Below are 15,870 nucleotides of genomic sequence, written 5' to 3' on the forward strand. Positions count from 1 at the left end.
CTGCTCAGGTGTCTTGTAATCCAACTTTTGAATCTCCCTTTCGTTGTTGAACCACTCACGGAATTTGTCAAGACTTTCTTTAAGGGATTTCTCATTGCCGTATCTGTTGTGAGCGATCTACTCATCAAACAGGGTCTTAAACAATCTCTCGATCCTCCCATTCTGCCACAGCTTGCCCTTGTCAACGCGGTGGTGAAGAGGTTCTGGACTTTTAAGCAGTCCTCAAAAACCTTCGATACAAATTGCCCGCCGATATCAGTGTACAGTATGCGGGGATTCTTGTGCCAAAAAAATGGGTTGGATGACGGGTCAAAGTTCTATTGCTCGAAGAAGTTGATGAAGAGGAATAATATCTAAAAATTAATTACTCCGAATAAATGAAGGAAAAATGGAATAAATCCAACAATTGCACCCAAAGCAAACCAGAGTATTTTTGATTTTAAATCATTTTTTTCAATATTCTTTTTTATACCGATTTCATAGATTATTTTTTTCAACTCATTAAAAATCTCCTTAAAATCTCCAATTTTCAGATCTGGGGTGTGTTCGAACCTTTTTTGTATACGAATTATTGCATTTCTCTCTTCGGTGTATGTATGAAGTTTTCCCTCGCGTTTTGATATTTCATCTTTATAATTTTCAAAAATAATCGGCAATGCCCTTTTGTAAAAAGATTTTATTGTTGCATCCAATTTTTTATAGAGTTCTTCATCTTGAGTATCTAAGTACTGGTTGAAATAAATATCAAATTCATTTTTTAAATCGTCACAATTAACGTATTCATCTAGTCTTTTAACATTTTCAAATTCATTAGAATAAAAAAGTCCTTCCTGTGATATTTGCATAGTATGTTACCAAGGCCAAATATTCCCAGAAGGGTCTTCACGATATTTCGGGCGAACAATATACCACCCCTTACCGGCTTCATAATAGATACGCTCACCCTTCCGAGTTCTATGGGCTTCTGCCTCTTGTCGCGTCCTATAATATGTCATATAATTCTGGTTTGGATCTATATTCTCGAAGTTGATACGTTTTTCGCTCTCATTCTCCTATATAATCACTTCCATAAAAGACACGAGGCCACTTTACACGATACCATGAGGGGCTTCCACCCATATCCCTGCCGGAGAACACCCTCTTTAGGAGATGCTCCAATCCGGGCCCGTAACAGGCCCCGTTTCCCTGTTTTTCCGGAACCAGGGGCACTAATTCCGGAAAATGAGGCACTAAGTCACCGGTTTTATCCATTTTTACGTCGTAAAACCGAAGCAGTATTTAGCAGCATCTGGGAAGCGAAACTCCCCCGGAAACGTAATTCTGTCCGTTTCAGCGGGGGAACGGTGGCCGGCGTGCAGGGCACCCCCTCCGGACGCATTTCTAAATTTACGTCGGAGAATAGCCCCTGGCCGGGGGGTCATTCTCCGTCGTGAAAAGGGATTCTCCGACGTGGACATAGTATCCGGACCCCCTGTTTGGGGAAATCTTCCAGGAGCGGTTTAATGATGACCTATCTAGTATTTCGACAATTATTGCTCATAATGTTGATTTCGATTTGCCAACTTTAAATGCCGAATTTCTTCGAAGTAACCTTAAAACGGACCTACTGGAAAACAAAAAAATTTTGTACAATGAAAACTCCTGAGATAATCTCCTTTTGCCAAATCCCAAATCCATATCGAGAAGGAAATAAATGGCCAACATTATCTGAATTGCATAAAGTTCTCTTTAATTTCCCATTCGAAGATAGTCATAATGCATCTGCTGATGTTGAGGCATGTGCCAGATGTTATTTTGAAATGAAAACCCGAAGAGTTATTGAGTAAAATTGTTTTATCAAATTCGATCCAAGAATCTTACCTTATTAGTGACCCATATTAGAATCCAACTTAATAATATTTTGATTGAAGGCCAGAAACCCAAAAAAATTCCCATGAGACAACCAGGAAGCGAGAGTAGTACAACCCATCCAACAATCCCAGATTCAAAAGTTGATGTAAAAATTCCGGACAACAGTAGAATGGTTGAAATTAAAAAATACTCAATTAAAAACAATCCGTAGATTATTGAATCAAGTACAAAAAATTTCCCTGATTTTTTCTTCAAATGTAAATATATTGAAATTGTCAAATAAACTGATCCGAGTGGGACTAAAAGAAAAACATACGCAAAAACTGCAAGAAGATATTCGTGTATTACGTACAGGCCTAAGAATATGATTAAATAACCATAGAAAATCAGGAATAACCACTTCGTTGATTTTTTTGAAAATGAAGATACGAAATTGCCATCCGAAGAAATATCCATAGTTTGAATGTCATACCAGATTTTTGCTGATATAAGGAAGAAGATCGAAAAACTTGCGGCAATTGCGGAAGATAAAACCTGATCTTGAGGGATATTTAAAAAAGTTTCATTCACACCGAAAAAATTTTGAGAAGAAACTGAATATACTGAGACATTCGCAGAAAAATTGATGTGATTAATGAGATTTTGCGAAGTTAAATTTGAAGAATTGTTGAGAAAATGAAAATTCGGTGATGACATCGATCCATTAAAAATCCATAATAGCGATTTGTTCGCATTGTTAAATTGAGTAAGATAAACAGATAGTGCTGCAAAGACACCAGCAATAACAATGTATCCAGAATTTTCTTTTAGGTATTCGAATAACGAACTATACTTTTTTTCAGGACGCTGTGTATTTTTTCGGCGGATAGAACCTCCACAATATTTACAGAATTCTGAGTTTATCTCATTTTCACGCCCGCAATTTGAACAATACTGAATTGCTTGCATTGTATGATGGTCGCATTGACATCAAATAAAACTATATTTACTTTTAAATTTTTTCGTAGCCGTTCAGAAATATCCTTTGGAACTGGTATTTCTGGTCGATTTCATCGTTTCCAACCTTTCGCTCATGTACATCCTTCGTTTACCCCCAGCACCCCGATCCTCTCCATCCCCTTGTACACCCCCGCTGCCAGCAGCAAATCCACCGCAACCACAACCAGGTAAATAACCCCGTTGGAAACCGGCGTGTGCCAGTAAATCCACGGAACCATGGAAAGACCGGACAGTACAAAAAAGAACGCAAAGCCCACCGCAAAGAGTGAAACAACCAGGTCGCAGGCAACGATGCGTTTGATGCCGGTCTCCGGTCCCACAAACCCGTGAAACAGGAACGGCGGTATGAGAGCTGCCATGGGTGCGACAAAGAGGACGGAGGCAGCTATGAGGTTCCCTGCGTCGGTGTCCTTAAGCCAGATGAGGCCGAGCAGCATGACCGCGATTGGCGCGGCAGCCCGGAGGAACCGGTTCGGGGCCCGGGTGCTGACAAGCCAGATAAGTGCGAGCAGGGCTGCACCCATGACAACGACAAAGGCCATGATCGCGAGCATCGGAAGAAAGAGGGGACCGGGTTCAGGCATGGTATTCCTGTTCCGGACATGGCCGTTACGGTCCCTTAATAGTATCGAGGGGTTGGTCTCCCCCGGACCCGGGATCAACGGATCTCATGAACCGGGAAATGTTCCGGCAACCGGCCCCGGTAATCGTTCCGGTAAATCCTGGAAAGAACCAGACGCGTGTGCAATGCGTTTAAGGTTATAATCCTCCACAATAGGCAGAACATGTCGGGTTATAACCCATCACATCCGACCCACTCAATCCCGGGAGCAGAACATGTTCGGTAAATGAATCTCCGGCCCGGGAGCCCTCTCAAAATGTATCATAAAGACCCCGTCCAAAATAAATCGTTGGCCACATTCCCGTCCTTTCGGTAAGCATTACCATGATGGATACGGCTGACAGCCCCCGCTTCCCACCCAAACAGAGAATATCTCCATGACCTCAAAGCCCATCTGTCTCACACTCGCCGCAGCCGCCCTCATCCTCGTACTCGTGCTCGGATCCGGCTGCCCGTTCAGTCCTTACTCTGCCGTGGCGTGATCACGAAAATGCACCGGTCGTCCCCGGAAGAATAGCACTCCGCCTCGACAACCGTAACCGGGCAGCCCAGGTGATGCGAAAAGATTGATGTGAGGACACCGGTATCGAAGGCGCAGGCCCCATGGCCGGTCACCGGCAGGTCCTCGCATTCAAAACAGCCGCGAACACCCAGCGTGAGCGGATCGGAAGATACGATTGAGATGGCACCAAGACTGTGCGCCTGCCAGAAGGTATCCATCTTCCGCACCACCTCTTCTGTGGTCCTGCCGGCAACTTTCGGTGCAAGCACCCGGCCAACCTCGGCGCCGGTCCGCTGCAGCACCGGGTCGATATTGATCCCCATGACCATTGCCTGGGTGCGGAAGACGAGCACGCAGTACCGGAAGAACGAGACGATATCGTCATCAGCAAATGGCTGGCCTGTACCGCTATGCCGGTGAGCGGGAGGGGGGAGGCGGGCGTCACGGTCCGTGTTGGTCAGCCTGCCGATGGCATCGGACGAGAGTGCTATCAGGCGCTTCCGGCTGTCGCGGGGATCGGGTGATGAGGTGATGAGCCCTGACCGTTCGAGATCCCGGAGATGCACGGATATGGTGGACTTGGCTTTCCCGGTTCCTTCCACAATCCGGTCGAACGGGACCGGGCCAGCTGCCGCCAGCTCCAGGATCCGGAGTTTTATCGGGCTGTCAACGGCCATCACGGAATCCTGTGTAGAGAAGAGGCGGACATCCCGGGTCTGCACGCCTGATGCCGGGTCCGGGTGCGATTGCATACTTAAGTAGTGGAGCGCAATGTTCTTAAAGATTGTTCGCATACAATAGAACATTCGTATCATTACGAACAATGTGATTGCCATGAAAGCAGAATCCTACAAGATCGCAGACGGCGTATACTGGGTCGGATCCTTAGACTGGGACCTCCGCACCTACCACGGCTATACGCTTGACGGAACGTCCTACAACTGTTACCTTGTCTTTGGCAAGAAGACCGCTCTCATCGACAACGTGTACCCGGGCCACTCGGCCCAGATGTGGGCCCGGATTGCCGATGCCTTTGCCAAGGAAGGAAAGAAGGAAGCAATCGACATCATTGTCCAGAACCACGTGGAGAAAGATCACTCGGGAGCGCTTGTCGAGATCCACAAAAAATTCCCAAAAGCCCCGATCTACTGTACTGAAATTGCGGAGAAAGGACTGCTCCGGCATTTCCCCGCACTGCAGGGCGCAACATTCCACCACATAAATACCGGTGAAGCGCTCGACCTTGGCGAAAAGACGCTCGCGTTTGTAGAGGCCCCGCTCCTCCACTGGCCGGACTCGATGTTCACGCTGTACGTTGAGAAGGGCATTCTCTTCCCCAACGATGCCTTTGGCCAGCACCTCTGCTGTGCAAAAAGGCTGGATACCGATATTCCCGAACATGTCCTCATGGACGCCACGCAGAAGTTCTACGCCAACCTCATCGTGCCGTTAACGCCGCTCTTCCTCAAGAAGGCCGAGGAGCTCACCGGCCTTGGCCTGATCGAGAAAGTGAAGATGATAGCTCCTGCCCACGGGCAGATCTGGACCGATCCCGGCAAAGTCCTTGGCGCGTATGTCGGCTGGGCATCCGGCACGTCCCGGAAGAACAAGGTGACTGTCATCTACGACACCATGCACGGGTCAACGAAGATGCTCGCCCACGGCCTTGCTGAAGGCGTCATTGCCGGTGGCTGCGATGTGAAACTCTTCAACCTGCACGAAGACGAGCGGTCCGAGATCGTCAAGCACATCCTCGACTCGAAGGCGATCATGGTCGGCGTCCCGACAATCAACGACATGCCCTACCCGAGCATCGGGGATCTCCTCTACTATCTCAGGGGCCTGCACTTCAACCGGACCGGGGAACGTTTCGCGCTCACGTTTGGTTCCATGGGTGGCAAGGGCGGGGCCGTGAAGATGGTTGCCGACGAACTCACGACCGCGGGGTTCACGGTTATCGGTTCGCAGGAAGTGCTCTATGTGCCGGACGCAGCCGAGCTCGACACCGCGTTCGAGACCGGAAAGGCAATGGCACAGCGCATCACGCAGTAAATAAGTTCCCGGCAGGTTTCTGCCGCATGCACCAGCCCCTTCTTTATTTTTCAATGCCCGCCCGCCACGGTGAAGGACCAGTGGCCATCCTCTTTTTTGGGCTCAACGGAAAAACGACAAACCAGCTCCGTGATACCTGCAGGAGCCGACAAACCGGTTCCCGTTGTCGGGAGATTACAGAACATCAGGCTCTGTTGAAAACTAAACAAGAGATGAAAATCTGTTATGGGGAGGTAAGGGGATCTCCCCTTGGGCAGCCTCCCCCTCATGGGAAGAGAGGGGGTCATGCTCAATCCCGCTGGAGTGTAGGCAAACGCAATGAAAAGAGAATTTTAACGGAGCAGATTTTTCAGTCATCCTTATGAGAATACCGGAACGGAAATCCGTTTAATGAATCGGGCGTATCAGTAAAGTGAAGAGCTATGATCCTTGTTGACGCAAAATGTTCCATTCTCCCCGGGCGGCAGAGCGATTTTACCCGCGAGGTCCGGCAGATCATCCCGACCGTCCGGAAAGAGGACGGGTGTACCCGGTATGAACTGCTTACCGATGAGAGCCAGCCGGGTGTATTTCATTTCATTGAAGAATGGGAAAGCCAGGCCCACCTCGACAACCACATCGCACAGCCACATATGCAGGAGTATTTTGCAAAAACCACACCCTTACACTGTGCCCCGACAGAGCTGACCATCTACCGGATCTCGTCCTCACGAACGGTCACGATGAAGGACTGAGGATCCGGACCCGGCGCGGCTGGCGTATTTCCACGGGTCACCCATGGCGGATCCATTGTTGCCGCTGCCAAATTCTTTTTTGAAAAAACCGGCCAGGAAATTTTTCGGGCAGACACGACCTGTCCTGCCGGAACCCGGAATCCGGCAGGGACAACCATAAACATGCCCGCTCTTGCCGGGGTTGCGGAAATTCCTGCAAGTTTGAAACGGGCGTGAGACGGTACAACGTTGTCCGGTGCTCTTTTTTTACGCCGGCCTTATCTCCCCCTGCAATGAAAAAAAAGAAAAGGGTAACGTGCCAATCCAGCCCCTGACATCTTTTACAATAGTCCGCCGCTCCTTTGCACCAGCCTTGCCCCCATTGGGGGCGGGGGCGCATGCGATTCCCCGGTATTTCCAAAAATCCCGATTCAGGTAATACAGCACTATCGCAACCGGGGCGCCATAGTGGCGGGGCGAAGCCACGGGAGCGTCAGTATTTCCGCTCCAAAACGAATTTACTTTTTTGCATTAAAATGTTAGGCAGGTATTTTTTACCTTTTTTCACTCCGTAAATCCTTCCTGAATTTAAGGGGCTGGAATAGTACATTACCCAAAGAACATTACGGTTTTTTGGGAGGAATTGCCAGCAGGTCATCCTCCTTTCCCGCGTCCCGCTTCTCCATTGACCACCCCACGTAAGAGATCGCGAGGGCCGTGATCATCACAAGTGCCAGCAGAATCGTCGTTGTCGTTGTTTTTGGCATGAGAATGGAAAGTATCAGAAAAACCGGGATGAGCCCGATTGCAATCATTTTTAATTGTACCTGGGTAACCTGCATGGTTGATCCTCTCCGGTCCCGCTATCCGGATGAACAGTATCTGGTTCGCCGCAGAGCCACATATGAGTATCGGGAGTTCCGGGATGTATCGCAACAATCAGCAGATATCTGCCTGCCCGGATTTTTTTATCAAAACGTACTACGAAACGTGACGAAAAAAGAGGGGGGAAGATGCCAGGGAACCTGCGGATTACTGCCCGCTTCCGGCATACCGGAATTTCCCGCAGGGCACATGGATCTCGAACTGGGCACCCCGGCCCGGATCGCCGGTCTCCCGAATGGTTATCTCGGTGATTGCCAGGATCTCCCGGGAAAGGAAGAGGCCAAGACCGGTATTCTTCCCAAAGCCGCGCTCGAAAAGCCGGGCTTTGTCTTCCGCAGAGATGCCGTTGCCATCATCCTCAACTACAATTACGACATCATTGCCGGCCATCCGGGTGGAGACGGTTATTGCCGTGATACCATCACCCCCGTATTTCACGGCATTGTCAAAGAGGTTGTAGAACACTTTCTCAAGCATTGGATCGGCATAGATCTCGAGGGAGCCGGTGGTGCGGGTCAGGGAGATCTTGTGGAGATCCACATGATTCTTTGCCCGGGCAACGACCTCGCCGGCATTCTGCCAGACCGGCACTTCGCTCCCGAGCTTGTCATATTCCCCCGTGAAGGAGATCTGTTCCCGCATGGCGTTCATCGCCTTCTCTTCGCAGGCAAGGTATTCTTTCTGGACAGGATCCGTGGACAACTCCGTGCTCAGTTCATGGTAACTGGCTACTGCCATCAGTTTGTTCTGGAGATCATGACGGGTGATGCTGGTTAAGAGGGCGATCTTCCTGTTTGCCTGTGCCAGCGCCAGCTCTGCCTGTTTCCGTTCGGATATGTCCCGGAAGAGACAGATATACCCTGCTGATCCCGTCCCGTCAGTATCCATGGAAGTGACCAGGACATCATAGAACCGCGGGCTGCCGTCATGACGGGTCTGGACTTCGACATGGAGTTCCCGGTTTTCCAGGGTGGGATCGCCCGGGACATGGGCGAGCCCGGGAACTACCTCCGCAAGGGAGCGCCCGATGGCATTCTGCGATGAGACCCCCGTGATCCGTTCGGCAGAAGAGTTCAGATCGATTACCTGGTGCAGCTGGTTTGTAACAATGACCCCGTCTTTCATGGTGTGAAAGACCTGGGAGTATGCCACGGGCACTGCGGAGAAGAGCTGGTAGCGGAGGAGACCAACGGCTAAGATGATGCTTGAGACAAAGAACGCAAAGGGTGTCAGGTCGAACTCGGGGAAAGGAACAATCCGGAATACATAGGCGATATTGAAGAATGCCGGTATACACGCCGCAAAGACCAGGAGAACCATCTGGCGCCGGTAAAGTCTGGTGGGGACAAAAAGCCTGCCCACCGCAAGGAGGAGCGCAACAAGAGTAAGGAGGTAACAGTACCCGATGTGGATCCAGAACAGGGGGGCGTGCTCATAGATCCAGATGATCGACCCGTTTACGTACTGAGGGTAAAACCCGGTATAATAGAGGTGGTGCCAGGAGTTGGTCAGGACCAGGAGCCAGACGATTGCAGGGACAATAAAGAAGAGGGGGACCGTTTTTTTATTGAGGATATGGTCACGCCCGGTATACAGGAGGACGATGAAGAGCCACGCAATCGGGACTATCTGCAGCCCGGGGTACTCGATATCGTTGATGAGAAGGAGCGTCTGGAGGTCGGGGCTCATCAGTTCCAGGGCATAACCGAAGACCCAGACGGTCTCAGCCACCATCAGCAGGGTAAAGGCGCGCGAGATGGGGATCGCCCGGTTCCGCCACCCGGCATACGCAAGAAATGCCGAGAGGATGCCAGTGAAGAAGAGAAAAATGACCGCGGGGGAGTACTGGATAATCATGATCTCAAATTCTCCTGCATTATGACATTGTCCCGGCCAGAACGCGCTGCGGGCAGGACACGAAATTCACGAGCCTGATCAGGATTAATGAGTACTTATCATTTCTCAAGGGTCATAAATTCCCTGTTTTTATCCCGGGGGTAGGGGATCGTCGTAACCGGAGCTCAAAAAGGGAACGGGGAATATACCGTGAGGCCTGATCAGCGTGACAGGAAACCGGGATTGGACGTCCATAGGGACAGGCCATCTGCATGATCGCGCAATAATTCCTGCACTTCCTCACGCATGCAATCCAGGGGGCGATCCCGCCAGCTTTTTTTAGAACCGTTTCGGATCGGTATCCACATCGATGATGACCGGGCGGTCCAGGGCCATTGCCCTGATCAGAGCAGGTCTGAATTCCTCCGGCCGTCGGACAGGTATCCCGACGCCCCCGCATATTTCAGCATATGCTGCAAAGTCCGGGTTTAAGAGGTCAGTTGCAAAGTTCGGGTAGTGTTCCATCATCTGTTCCACCCGGATCATGCCGAGCTCGCGGTTATTCAGGATGATGACTACCACCGGGAGACTGTACTTGACCGCGGTGACGAAGTCGGCCATGGCCATGGAAAAACCCCCGTCGCCGGTTATGCAGAAGACCGGGCGGTCCGGGTACGCCAGCTTTGCAGCCAGCGCCCCGGGAAACCCGAAGCCCATGGTGGCAAGATAGCCGGACATGACGAAACGCTGGCGCTTCATCCGGAAATTCCGGCCAAACCACCACTGGTTCTCGCCAACATCCAGCGAGATGACCGCGTTGGATGGAATAATTTCCGAGAGCACCTTCATGATATACGGGGGACGCACCGGCACCGCCGTGCTGTCCGCCTCGCGGTCGCGCAGCCCGTCCCATTCGCGCTGCATCCGGGTCACTTCTGCCTTTGCTGCTGTGGTGTCCCTTCCTTCAAGAAGCGGGAGGAGCCGGGGGATGACATCCGCACAGTTCCCGAAGAGCGACAGGGTCTGGTTGTTCTTCCCGAGCTTTATCGGGTCAAGATCCACCTGGATCATCGGCTTGTCAGAGGGCACGTTCGTGAATTTCGAGAATCCGACGCCAAACGTGATGAGGAGATCGGCGCTGGCAGCAGTTGAGCGGGCCATGGGCGACCCGACATTTCCCAGAATACCGAGCACCCATTCCGTATCTTCCGATAGGATCCCTTTGGCCCGGAAGGTTGTCAGGATCGGGGATCCGATCTTCTCTGCAACCGCGAGCACGTCAGCGCCGGCCGCATACGCACCCCACCCGGCAAGGATGACCGGGTTTTTTGCAGCATTGATGCGATCGGCGGCAAGCCGGATCCGGTCTTCGGTCGGGATGATCCCTGTACCGGGAATGCAGGACTCGCGGGTGCAGAACGCGGCATCGAGTGGTTCCTTCTGGATATTGTTCGGGACCGAGAGCTGGGCAACCCCCCGCTGGATGATCGCGTATTTGAGCGCACGGCTCAGGAGAAGGACCGCCTTGCTGCGGTCTGCTATCGTATTGTTGTACACGGTGACCGGGCGGAAGAGGGCATCCTGGTCGATCTCCTGGATTCCCCCGGGGCCGGTGTACTGCGATTCCGACTGTCCGTTCAAGGCTATGACCGATGCATGATCCTCCTTTGCATCATAGAGCCCGGTGATGAGGTTGGTTGCACCGGGCCCGGCAATTGTTAAGCAGGCACCAACGTTTCCGGTCAGCTTGCTGTACGCTGACGCTGCCATTGCCGCATTTCCCTCGTGGCGGAAGACAATATACCGGAGGGCCGGGTTCTTCCGGATCGCTTCCACGAGCCCGAGCGAGGACGTGCCGGGAAGACCGAAGACCAGAGAGATTCCAAACGCCGCAAGTTCGGCAGCAATGACTTCGGAGACCGTTGTTTTCGACCGTGCGTGGAGATCGTCTTCCGACACGGCATCAAAGGCATCTTTTGCCGCCCCGCAGACCGGGCAGGTCCAGTTACCGGGAATATCAATAAAGGGAGTCCCTGCCGGGATACCCGCCATGGGAATCCCGGCCGTTTCATCATAGATATAGCCGCAAACCCTGCACTTCCACGCAGTCACAACTCTTCACCTTAACGATCAATAGATCGATGATGGATATAAAATCAAGGATGGCTGGGGTAGAAAACGGGGGGAGGGGGGCGTTGGGGTCCCTGCAATGGATCCTTGTGGGAGTGCGATGCTATGCACTTATATGCAAGGGGCTCTTTTTGTCTGTACTCACATTCGAGGAGAGACCATTTCATGATTACACAGGATATTATCCGGAAACTCTGGGACGAAGCGGGGTACGGGAACGTGGCGGTCTGGGAGAATGACACCCTGACGGTTGTGCCGGCCGATTATTGCGGGGAGACACGCGGGAAGAAGCCGCTCGTCATCCTCAAGCCGATTGCGCTCGTAAACACATTTGAGCTGCTGGATTTCGCACTCAATGACGAGGAACTGCTCACGAAAATTGAAGAGACGGTCCGGGCTTGCGGGGGAACCATCACCCGGGGATCAAAAGAGTAATGCCAAAAAACCGCTGGTGTGGTAATTTTTTTATCGGGCCCGCCCAACCTTACAAAAAATACGTTTCATCATGACCGGCAACCAGGATCCCTACCCCGTTTCCGACACGGCAGCACTCGTCATGCTCTGGGCCGCCAGGTACTATGCAGAAAAACCGCTGCTTGGCACGTATCTCCACAGGCTCGATCTCTCGGCTGGCCAGCCGCTGCTGGACCGGTATAACGGGATCTGTCCCTGGTATTCGGAAGTGATCATCAACCGGAAGCATTTCATCCGGAGCACGGTGGAAGAACTGCTCCGGGGCCGCAACAAACCAACGGTCATCGTCAACCTCGGGGCGGGATTCTCCCCGCTTGCCCTTGAACTGCTGCCCTTCCTTTCGGACCAGGTCCGGTTTATCGAGATGGATATGCGGAACATGGACCGGAAGACGCGGCTCTATGCGGATCTCATCCCGGACCCGTGCAGGTTCATCTCCTGCAGGGAAGCGGATATCGGAAACACTGCCTGCCTGGACGACACCCTTGCAGGCATGGTAAATTATGAAAAGACGCGGCTTATTGTGGTCATGGAAGGGCTCACGTACTATATCGGGAGGCCTGTCATGGAACGGGTGCTTGGCTGCCTGTCCGGGCTTGCCCTTGATGAGACGCTCATCTTCGAACACCTCAAGCCCTGCCGCCTTGTCAGCAGCGAGCGGAAGTTCATTCCCTACGAGATCTTCTCCCATGTGCGGGATTACACCGGCATGGACCGAATGACTACCTATTCCGACAGCGGGATCCGGACCATGCTCGGCCCGGCATTTTCCTGCAGGTATTCCGACATGGACGAGATGGAGAAGAGAAGGACCGAAACCAACACCTACTTCCCGACGCCGGACTCCGGCTGGCTTTCCTGTGCCGTTGCATCCCGCAGATCAGAAGAGTAACCGTGTCATAAAAACAAGTCGCGGTCTGCTGGACTGGCAGACCGGCGGCATCCATTAAGTGAATAATTTGTTCAGGAAAAAGCGGTGCTGGCCGAGTTTCCCGTCAAAGTTCGAGGCCCCGATATGGCTGGCCTTCCCGGTCCCTGCCGCCGCAACGATACCCGCCTTCATGGCGTTATTCATTGCCGCGTCATCCGTTGCATTTATCACGATCTCGTAGATCGAGCCAACGCCGTCAGGGACGAGCGAGTCGGTAATGGTGTCTTTCAGGGTGGGGCAGAACATGTGGTTGGTACTTGCCGGCATCGGGAAGCGGTAATTCCTGCTTGCCACCTTGGACCCGCTCCGGACAATTCCCCCGGCAAAACTCATGATTACGCCTTTCATGCCCCGGATTGCAGCGGCTCCCGCAACCGCTGCCGCAAGCGCAGATTGCTTATCTTTTCCCATGACAAGAAAATTGCCCCCGGCAATTCCCTTGACCGTGCCATACCGCTCCTCGCCAACATACTCGCCTTCCATGACCGGGATCTTCCAGCAGTGCCGCCCGTTAACCATGCACCGCTCCTCGTAGCGGTCCCCGAAATAGTGCATGCGGATCGCAAAGCGTGAGGCTGCTTCCGGCAGGCCATCGAATGCGCTGGCGGTCGGGGCCGGGAGAACGCACTGGGAGATACGGGCCGCAACATTGGCTTTCATGTTCTTCTTCTCGGCACAGATCAAGATCGAGACGCCGAATCTCCCGTCCGGGGTCTCACCCGGGGGGATTTCGCATTCGATCCCGGCCTCACAGGGACAGGCGATCTTGGACGTGGCAAACCCGGTTGCGGTCGAGGCTGCCGTGTATGCCCACTCTTTGGTATCTGCGGTGATTATGATCCGTGAAATCCAGACCGGGAACGCCTCGGCAAACGTATCAAGGATCTCAGTTTTATTGATCTCCATTATCGCATCCTCCCTCAGGGGTACACGATACCGTCCTCGGTGATAATATGATCCATGCGGACATCGGTCGGGTCCAGCGGCAGCCGGTCGATCTCCTGGCAGGCAAACGCAATCCCGATCTTGCGGAGATCCGGAAACTTTTCCAGGAACCGGTCGTAATATCCTGCACCGTATCCTATCCTCCCGCCGGTCCGGTCAAAGCCGAGCATCGGGAGAAGGATCGTGTCAACGTCCTCGCCACGGGCAGGAATCTCGCTCCCGATTGGCTCGGGGACGCCGAACGTACTTGGGACAAGTGCCGCAAAGTCCCGCAGGTACGAGAGCCGGAGGCTTACGTCCTCTTTGACAATGATGGGGACAATAACCGGGTTGGTGCGTTCAAGCAGGGTAGTGATGATCGGCACCGTGTTTACCTCCTTTTCCTTGGAAGTATAGGCCATCACCGTCTCATCCTCGCTGAGGAGTGTCATGAGGTGGCGGCAGATGATCGAGCTTTTCTTCAGCCGGTCTTCCGGGTCCATGGCATCCTTGCGCTCGCGAAGGATCTGCCGTATGCTGCTTTTCTGCTCCCGCATGGGCAGTAGTAGAGAACAGAGGTATTTATGCTTTTCCGGACTCAGACCCGGCCGGTTGGGAGATTCGTGCGCCATCGGATTCTATCGGCAATGATAGTGTGAGAATGTTTTCCGGATTTCGTATACGAAGACCGGCCTGACCCGCAGAATACAAACAGGAAAAACAAAAAAAGGCGAATAACTGAATTTTTCAATACGCCTTTGGGAAGCGGGGCATCTGCTCCTGGCTTAATTCAATGATCTCTGCCGTTTTTTCAAGAAGGCCGGCAAGATATTCTTTTGCCCAGTCCTCAGTCTCATATTCCTGAAACGGGCGATAGGATCCCTGTACCGCAGAATTCTCTTTCTCGAACCGGAGCAGGCCGACAGGAAAACCGCCAGCCCGGACCAGCTGGTCAAGCTCTTCAAGCGGGTACCTGCGGGAACTGAAGATAAATTTTGTCTCGGATTCAAACCCGACCGCAATAGCAACAAGCCACGCGTCTTTTGCTTCTGCAAGCATCTCATTTACCAGATCTGACGTTTTTCTCATGTCTCGCTCAGACAGAAAATTGCCGGCCATACCTTAAATAATGCGTTTATTGAGGACCGGGTGCACACGGTGTTTCTCTGACAAAAGATCAACCACTTCCGGCAAGCAGCAGTACCTGTACCAGCTCATCGGGCATGCTTGCCATCGGGACATGGGAAGTTGGCAGTTCAATGCAGGTCCATTCCGGACCCGCCTCGGCAATTTTTCTGTCAATAACATGACGGACAGCGGCGAACTCGCTTTTTGTGCAGAGGATATAGGTTTTTTTCAGGTCTCGTATCCTGCGGGGATCGAACCGGAGTTTCTCCACGTACGGAGGAGCCGGTTCCAGGCCGGCAAACGAACGGGGATCGTATCCGCTGGAAACTATGATGTCGAAGAGCGATTGTCCCGGATCCGGCAGTGCAGCATCGATATAGACCAGGCGGCGGATCCTCTCCGTCATCCGGGCGGCAACGCCGGTTATGATCATACCGCCGTAGCTGTGCCCGACTAAGATAACATTCCATAGATCCTGTTCAGCCATCAGTGCGCAGACCTGCCCGATATGGGAGGTCAGGTCGCAGATATGTTCGTCCCGGAGCCGGGGTACCGACACATGGTGGTTGTTTTTTGTGAGTGCAGGTACTATGGGATCCCAGATCCTGCCTCCCATCCGGCCGTCCGGGGTATGGACCGGTCTTCCCTGGGTAAGGTGGTTCCAGGTATCCGTCGTCATATTGCCGCCATGAACCAGAATAAAATTGGCCATAGTTACAAAGACACACTCCCACGCGGATGTTTCAGATGAGGCATTGATTTCTGGATATATAATAATCTGCTATCCGGATTAGATGAATAAAAAATCAGGATTGGTCCCGTC

At 52.3% G+C, this 15,870-nt stretch carries 15 protein-coding genes; 4 read left to right on the forward strand and 11 right to left on the reverse strand.

The genetic code is table 11. The features are described from left to right. Positions 1-353: 353 nt before the first annotated feature. The 4 genes from WC598_RS09320 to WC598_RS09335 all read right to left on the reverse strand — a co-directional run bounded on the left by WC598_RS09320 (position 354) and on the right by WC598_RS09335 (position 4,768). Entirely contained in the window at positions 354-845 is a 492-nt protein-coding gene (locus WC598_RS09320) for a hypothetical protein (RefSeq protein ID WP_372961221.1), read from the reverse strand. Between the two features lie 991 nt (positions 846-1,836). Beyond that, positions 1,837-2,799: a zinc ribbon domain-containing protein gene (locus tag WC598_RS09325; RefSeq protein WP_372961222.1), complete on the reverse strand. Its 963-nt coding sequence runs from the start codon at positions 2,797-2,799 to the stop codon at positions 1,837-1,839. Positions 2,800-2,921: 122 nt separating this feature from the next. Further along, positions 2,922-3,434 carry a hypothetical protein gene (locus WC598_RS09330; protein WP_372961223.1) on the reverse strand — a complete coding sequence of 171 codons (513 nt, stop codon included), beginning with the start codon at positions 3,432-3,434 and terminating at the stop codon, positions 2,922-2,924. Between the two features lie 494 nt (positions 3,435-3,928). Continuing rightward, positions 3,929-4,768: a V4R domain-containing protein gene (locus WC598_RS09335; RefSeq protein WP_372961224.1), complete on the reverse strand. Its 840-nt coding sequence runs from the start codon at positions 4,766-4,768 to the stop codon at positions 3,929-3,931. Between the two features lie 40 nt (positions 4,769-4,808). Between WC598_RS09335 and WC598_RS09340 the strand changes: the two genes are divergently transcribed. Both WC598_RS09340 and WC598_RS09345 read left to right on the forward strand, forming a co-directional pair. Then, on the forward strand, positions 4,809-6,026 hold the full coding sequence (locus WC598_RS09340) for an FprA family A-type flavoprotein (protein ID WP_372961225.1): 1,218 nt from the start codon (positions 4,809-4,811) through the stop codon (positions 6,024-6,026). A 422-nt stretch (positions 6,027-6,448) separates the two neighbouring features. After that, positions 6,449-6,760, forward strand: a complete 312-nt coding sequence (locus WC598_RS09345) for a putative quinol monooxygenase (protein WP_372961226.1) — start codon at positions 6,449-6,451, stop codon at positions 6,758-6,760. A 602-nt stretch (positions 6,761-7,362) separates the two neighbouring features. On the opposite strand, the gene WC598_RS09350 is transcribed toward WC598_RS09345, so the two are convergent. The 3 genes from WC598_RS09350 to WC598_RS09360 form a co-directional block, all read right to left on the reverse strand. After that, positions 7,363-7,581, reverse strand: coding sequence for a hypothetical protein (locus WC598_RS09350; RefSeq protein WP_372961227.1), 219 nt, complete (start codon positions 7,579-7,581; stop codon positions 7,363-7,365). A 190-nt stretch (positions 7,582-7,771) separates the two neighbouring features. Then, entirely contained in the window at positions 7,772-9,481 is a 1,710-nt protein-coding gene (locus WC598_RS09355; protein WP_372961228.1) for a histidine kinase N-terminal 7TM domain-containing protein, read from the reverse strand. A 318-nt stretch (positions 9,482-9,799) separates the two neighbouring features. Continuing rightward, the gene (locus WC598_RS09360; protein WP_372961229.1) at positions 9,800-11,572 is read right to left on the reverse strand and encodes a thiamine pyrophosphate-dependent enzyme; all 1,773 of its coding nucleotides are present in this window, start codon (positions 11,570-11,572) and stop codon (positions 9,800-9,802) included. Positions 11,573-11,755: 183 nt separating this feature from the next. Here WC598_RS09360 and WC598_RS09365 point away from each other — a divergent pair, with 183 nt between their 5' ends. Together WC598_RS09365 and WC598_RS09370 are read left to right on the forward strand one after the other, a co-directional pair. Further along, complete coding sequence (locus WC598_RS09365) at positions 11,756-12,025, forward strand: hypothetical protein (RefSeq protein WP_372961230.1); 270 nt, start codon at positions 11,756-11,758, stop codon at positions 12,023-12,025. 70 nt (positions 12,026-12,095) lie between these two features. Continuing rightward, on the forward strand, positions 12,096-12,956 hold the full coding sequence (locus WC598_RS09370) for a class I SAM-dependent methyltransferase (RefSeq protein WP_372961231.1): 861 nt from the start codon (positions 12,096-12,098) through the stop codon (positions 12,954-12,956). Between the two features lie 54 nt (positions 12,957-13,010). Here the strand turns inward: WC598_RS09370 and fhcD are convergent, their stop codons facing one another. The 4 genes from fhcD to WC598_RS09390 form a co-directional block, all read right to left on the reverse strand. Then, positions 13,011-13,901 (reverse strand): formylmethanofuran--tetrahydromethanopterin N-formyltransferase, encoded by an 891-nt coding sequence (gene fhcD, locus WC598_RS09375; RefSeq protein ID WP_372961232.1) that lies wholly within the window; start codon positions 13,899-13,901, stop codon positions 13,011-13,013. Between the two features lie 14 nt (positions 13,902-13,915). Further along, positions 13,916-14,476: a 5-formyltetrahydrofolate cyclo-ligase gene (locus tag WC598_RS09380; RefSeq protein ID WP_372961233.1), complete on the reverse strand. Its 561-nt coding sequence runs from the start codon at positions 14,474-14,476 to the stop codon at positions 13,916-13,918. A 190-nt stretch (positions 14,477-14,666) separates the two neighbouring features. Then, positions 14,667-15,008 (reverse strand): hypothetical protein, encoded by a 342-nt coding sequence (locus WC598_RS09385; RefSeq protein WP_372961234.1) that lies wholly within the window; start codon positions 15,006-15,008, stop codon positions 14,667-14,669. Positions 15,009-15,096: 88 nt separating this feature from the next. After that, entirely contained in the window at positions 15,097-15,759 is a 663-nt protein-coding gene (locus tag WC598_RS09390; RefSeq protein ID WP_372961235.1) for an alpha/beta hydrolase, read from the reverse strand. Positions 15,760-15,870: the final 111 nt, after the last annotated feature.

The sequence above is a fragment of the Methanoregula sp. genome (genome assembly GCF_041645475.1).
In the GTDB taxonomy this organism is placed as follows: Archaea; Halobacteriota; Methanomicrobia; order Methanomicrobiales; family Methanospirillaceae; genus Methanoregula.

Bases quoted from the DNA above. Each gene is read 5' to 3' on its own strand.
- WC598_RS09320 (WP_372961221.1), bottom strand. From the start codon at position 845: ATGCAAATATCACAGGAAGGACTTTTTTATTCTAATGAATTTGAAAAT.
- WC598_RS09325 (WP_372961222.1), bottom strand. From the start codon at position 2,799: ATGCAAGCAATTCAGTATTGTTCAAATTGCGGGCGTGAAAATGAGATA.
- WC598_RS09330 (WP_372961223.1), bottom strand. From the start codon at position 3,434: ATGCCTGAACCCGGTCCCCTCTTTCTTCCGATGCTCGCGATCATGGCC.
- WC598_RS09335 (WP_372961224.1), bottom strand. From the start codon at position 4,768: ATGCGAACAATCTTTAAGAACATTGCGCTCCACTACTTAAGTATGCAA.
- WC598_RS09340 (WP_372961225.1), top strand. From the start codon at position 4,809: ATGAAAGCAGAATCCTACAAGATCGCAGACGGCGTATACTGGGTCGGA.
- WC598_RS09345 (WP_372961226.1), top strand. From the start codon at position 6,449: ATGATCCTTGTTGACGCAAAATGTTCCATTCTCCCCGGGCGGCAGAGC.
- WC598_RS09350 (WP_372961227.1), bottom strand. From the start codon at position 7,581: ATGCAGGTTACCCAGGTACAATTAAAAATGATTGCAATCGGGCTCATC.
- WC598_RS09355 (WP_372961228.1), bottom strand. From the start codon at position 9,481: ATGATTATCCAGTACTCCCCCGCGGTCATTTTTCTCTTCTTCACTGGC.
- WC598_RS09365 (WP_372961230.1), top strand. From the start codon at position 11,756: ATGATTACACAGGATATTATCCGGAAACTCTGGGACGAAGCGGGGTAC.
- WC598_RS09370 (WP_372961231.1), top strand. From the start codon at position 12,096: ATGACCGGCAACCAGGATCCCTACCCCGTTTCCGACACGGCAGCACTC.
- fhcD (WP_372961232.1), bottom strand. From the start codon at position 13,901: ATGGAGATCAATAAAACTGAGATCCTTGATACGTTTGCCGAGGCGTTC.
- WC598_RS09380 (WP_372961233.1), bottom strand. From the start codon at position 14,476: ATGCGGGAGCAGAAAAGCAGCATACGGCAGATCCTTCGCGAGCGCAAG.
- WC598_RS09385 (WP_372961234.1), bottom strand. From the start codon at position 15,008: ATGAGAAAAACGTCAGATCTGGTAAATGAGATGCTTGCAGAAGCAAAA.
- WC598_RS09390 (WP_372961235.1), bottom strand. From the start codon at position 15,759: ATGGCCAATTTTATTCTGGTTCATGGCGGCAATATGACGACGGATACC.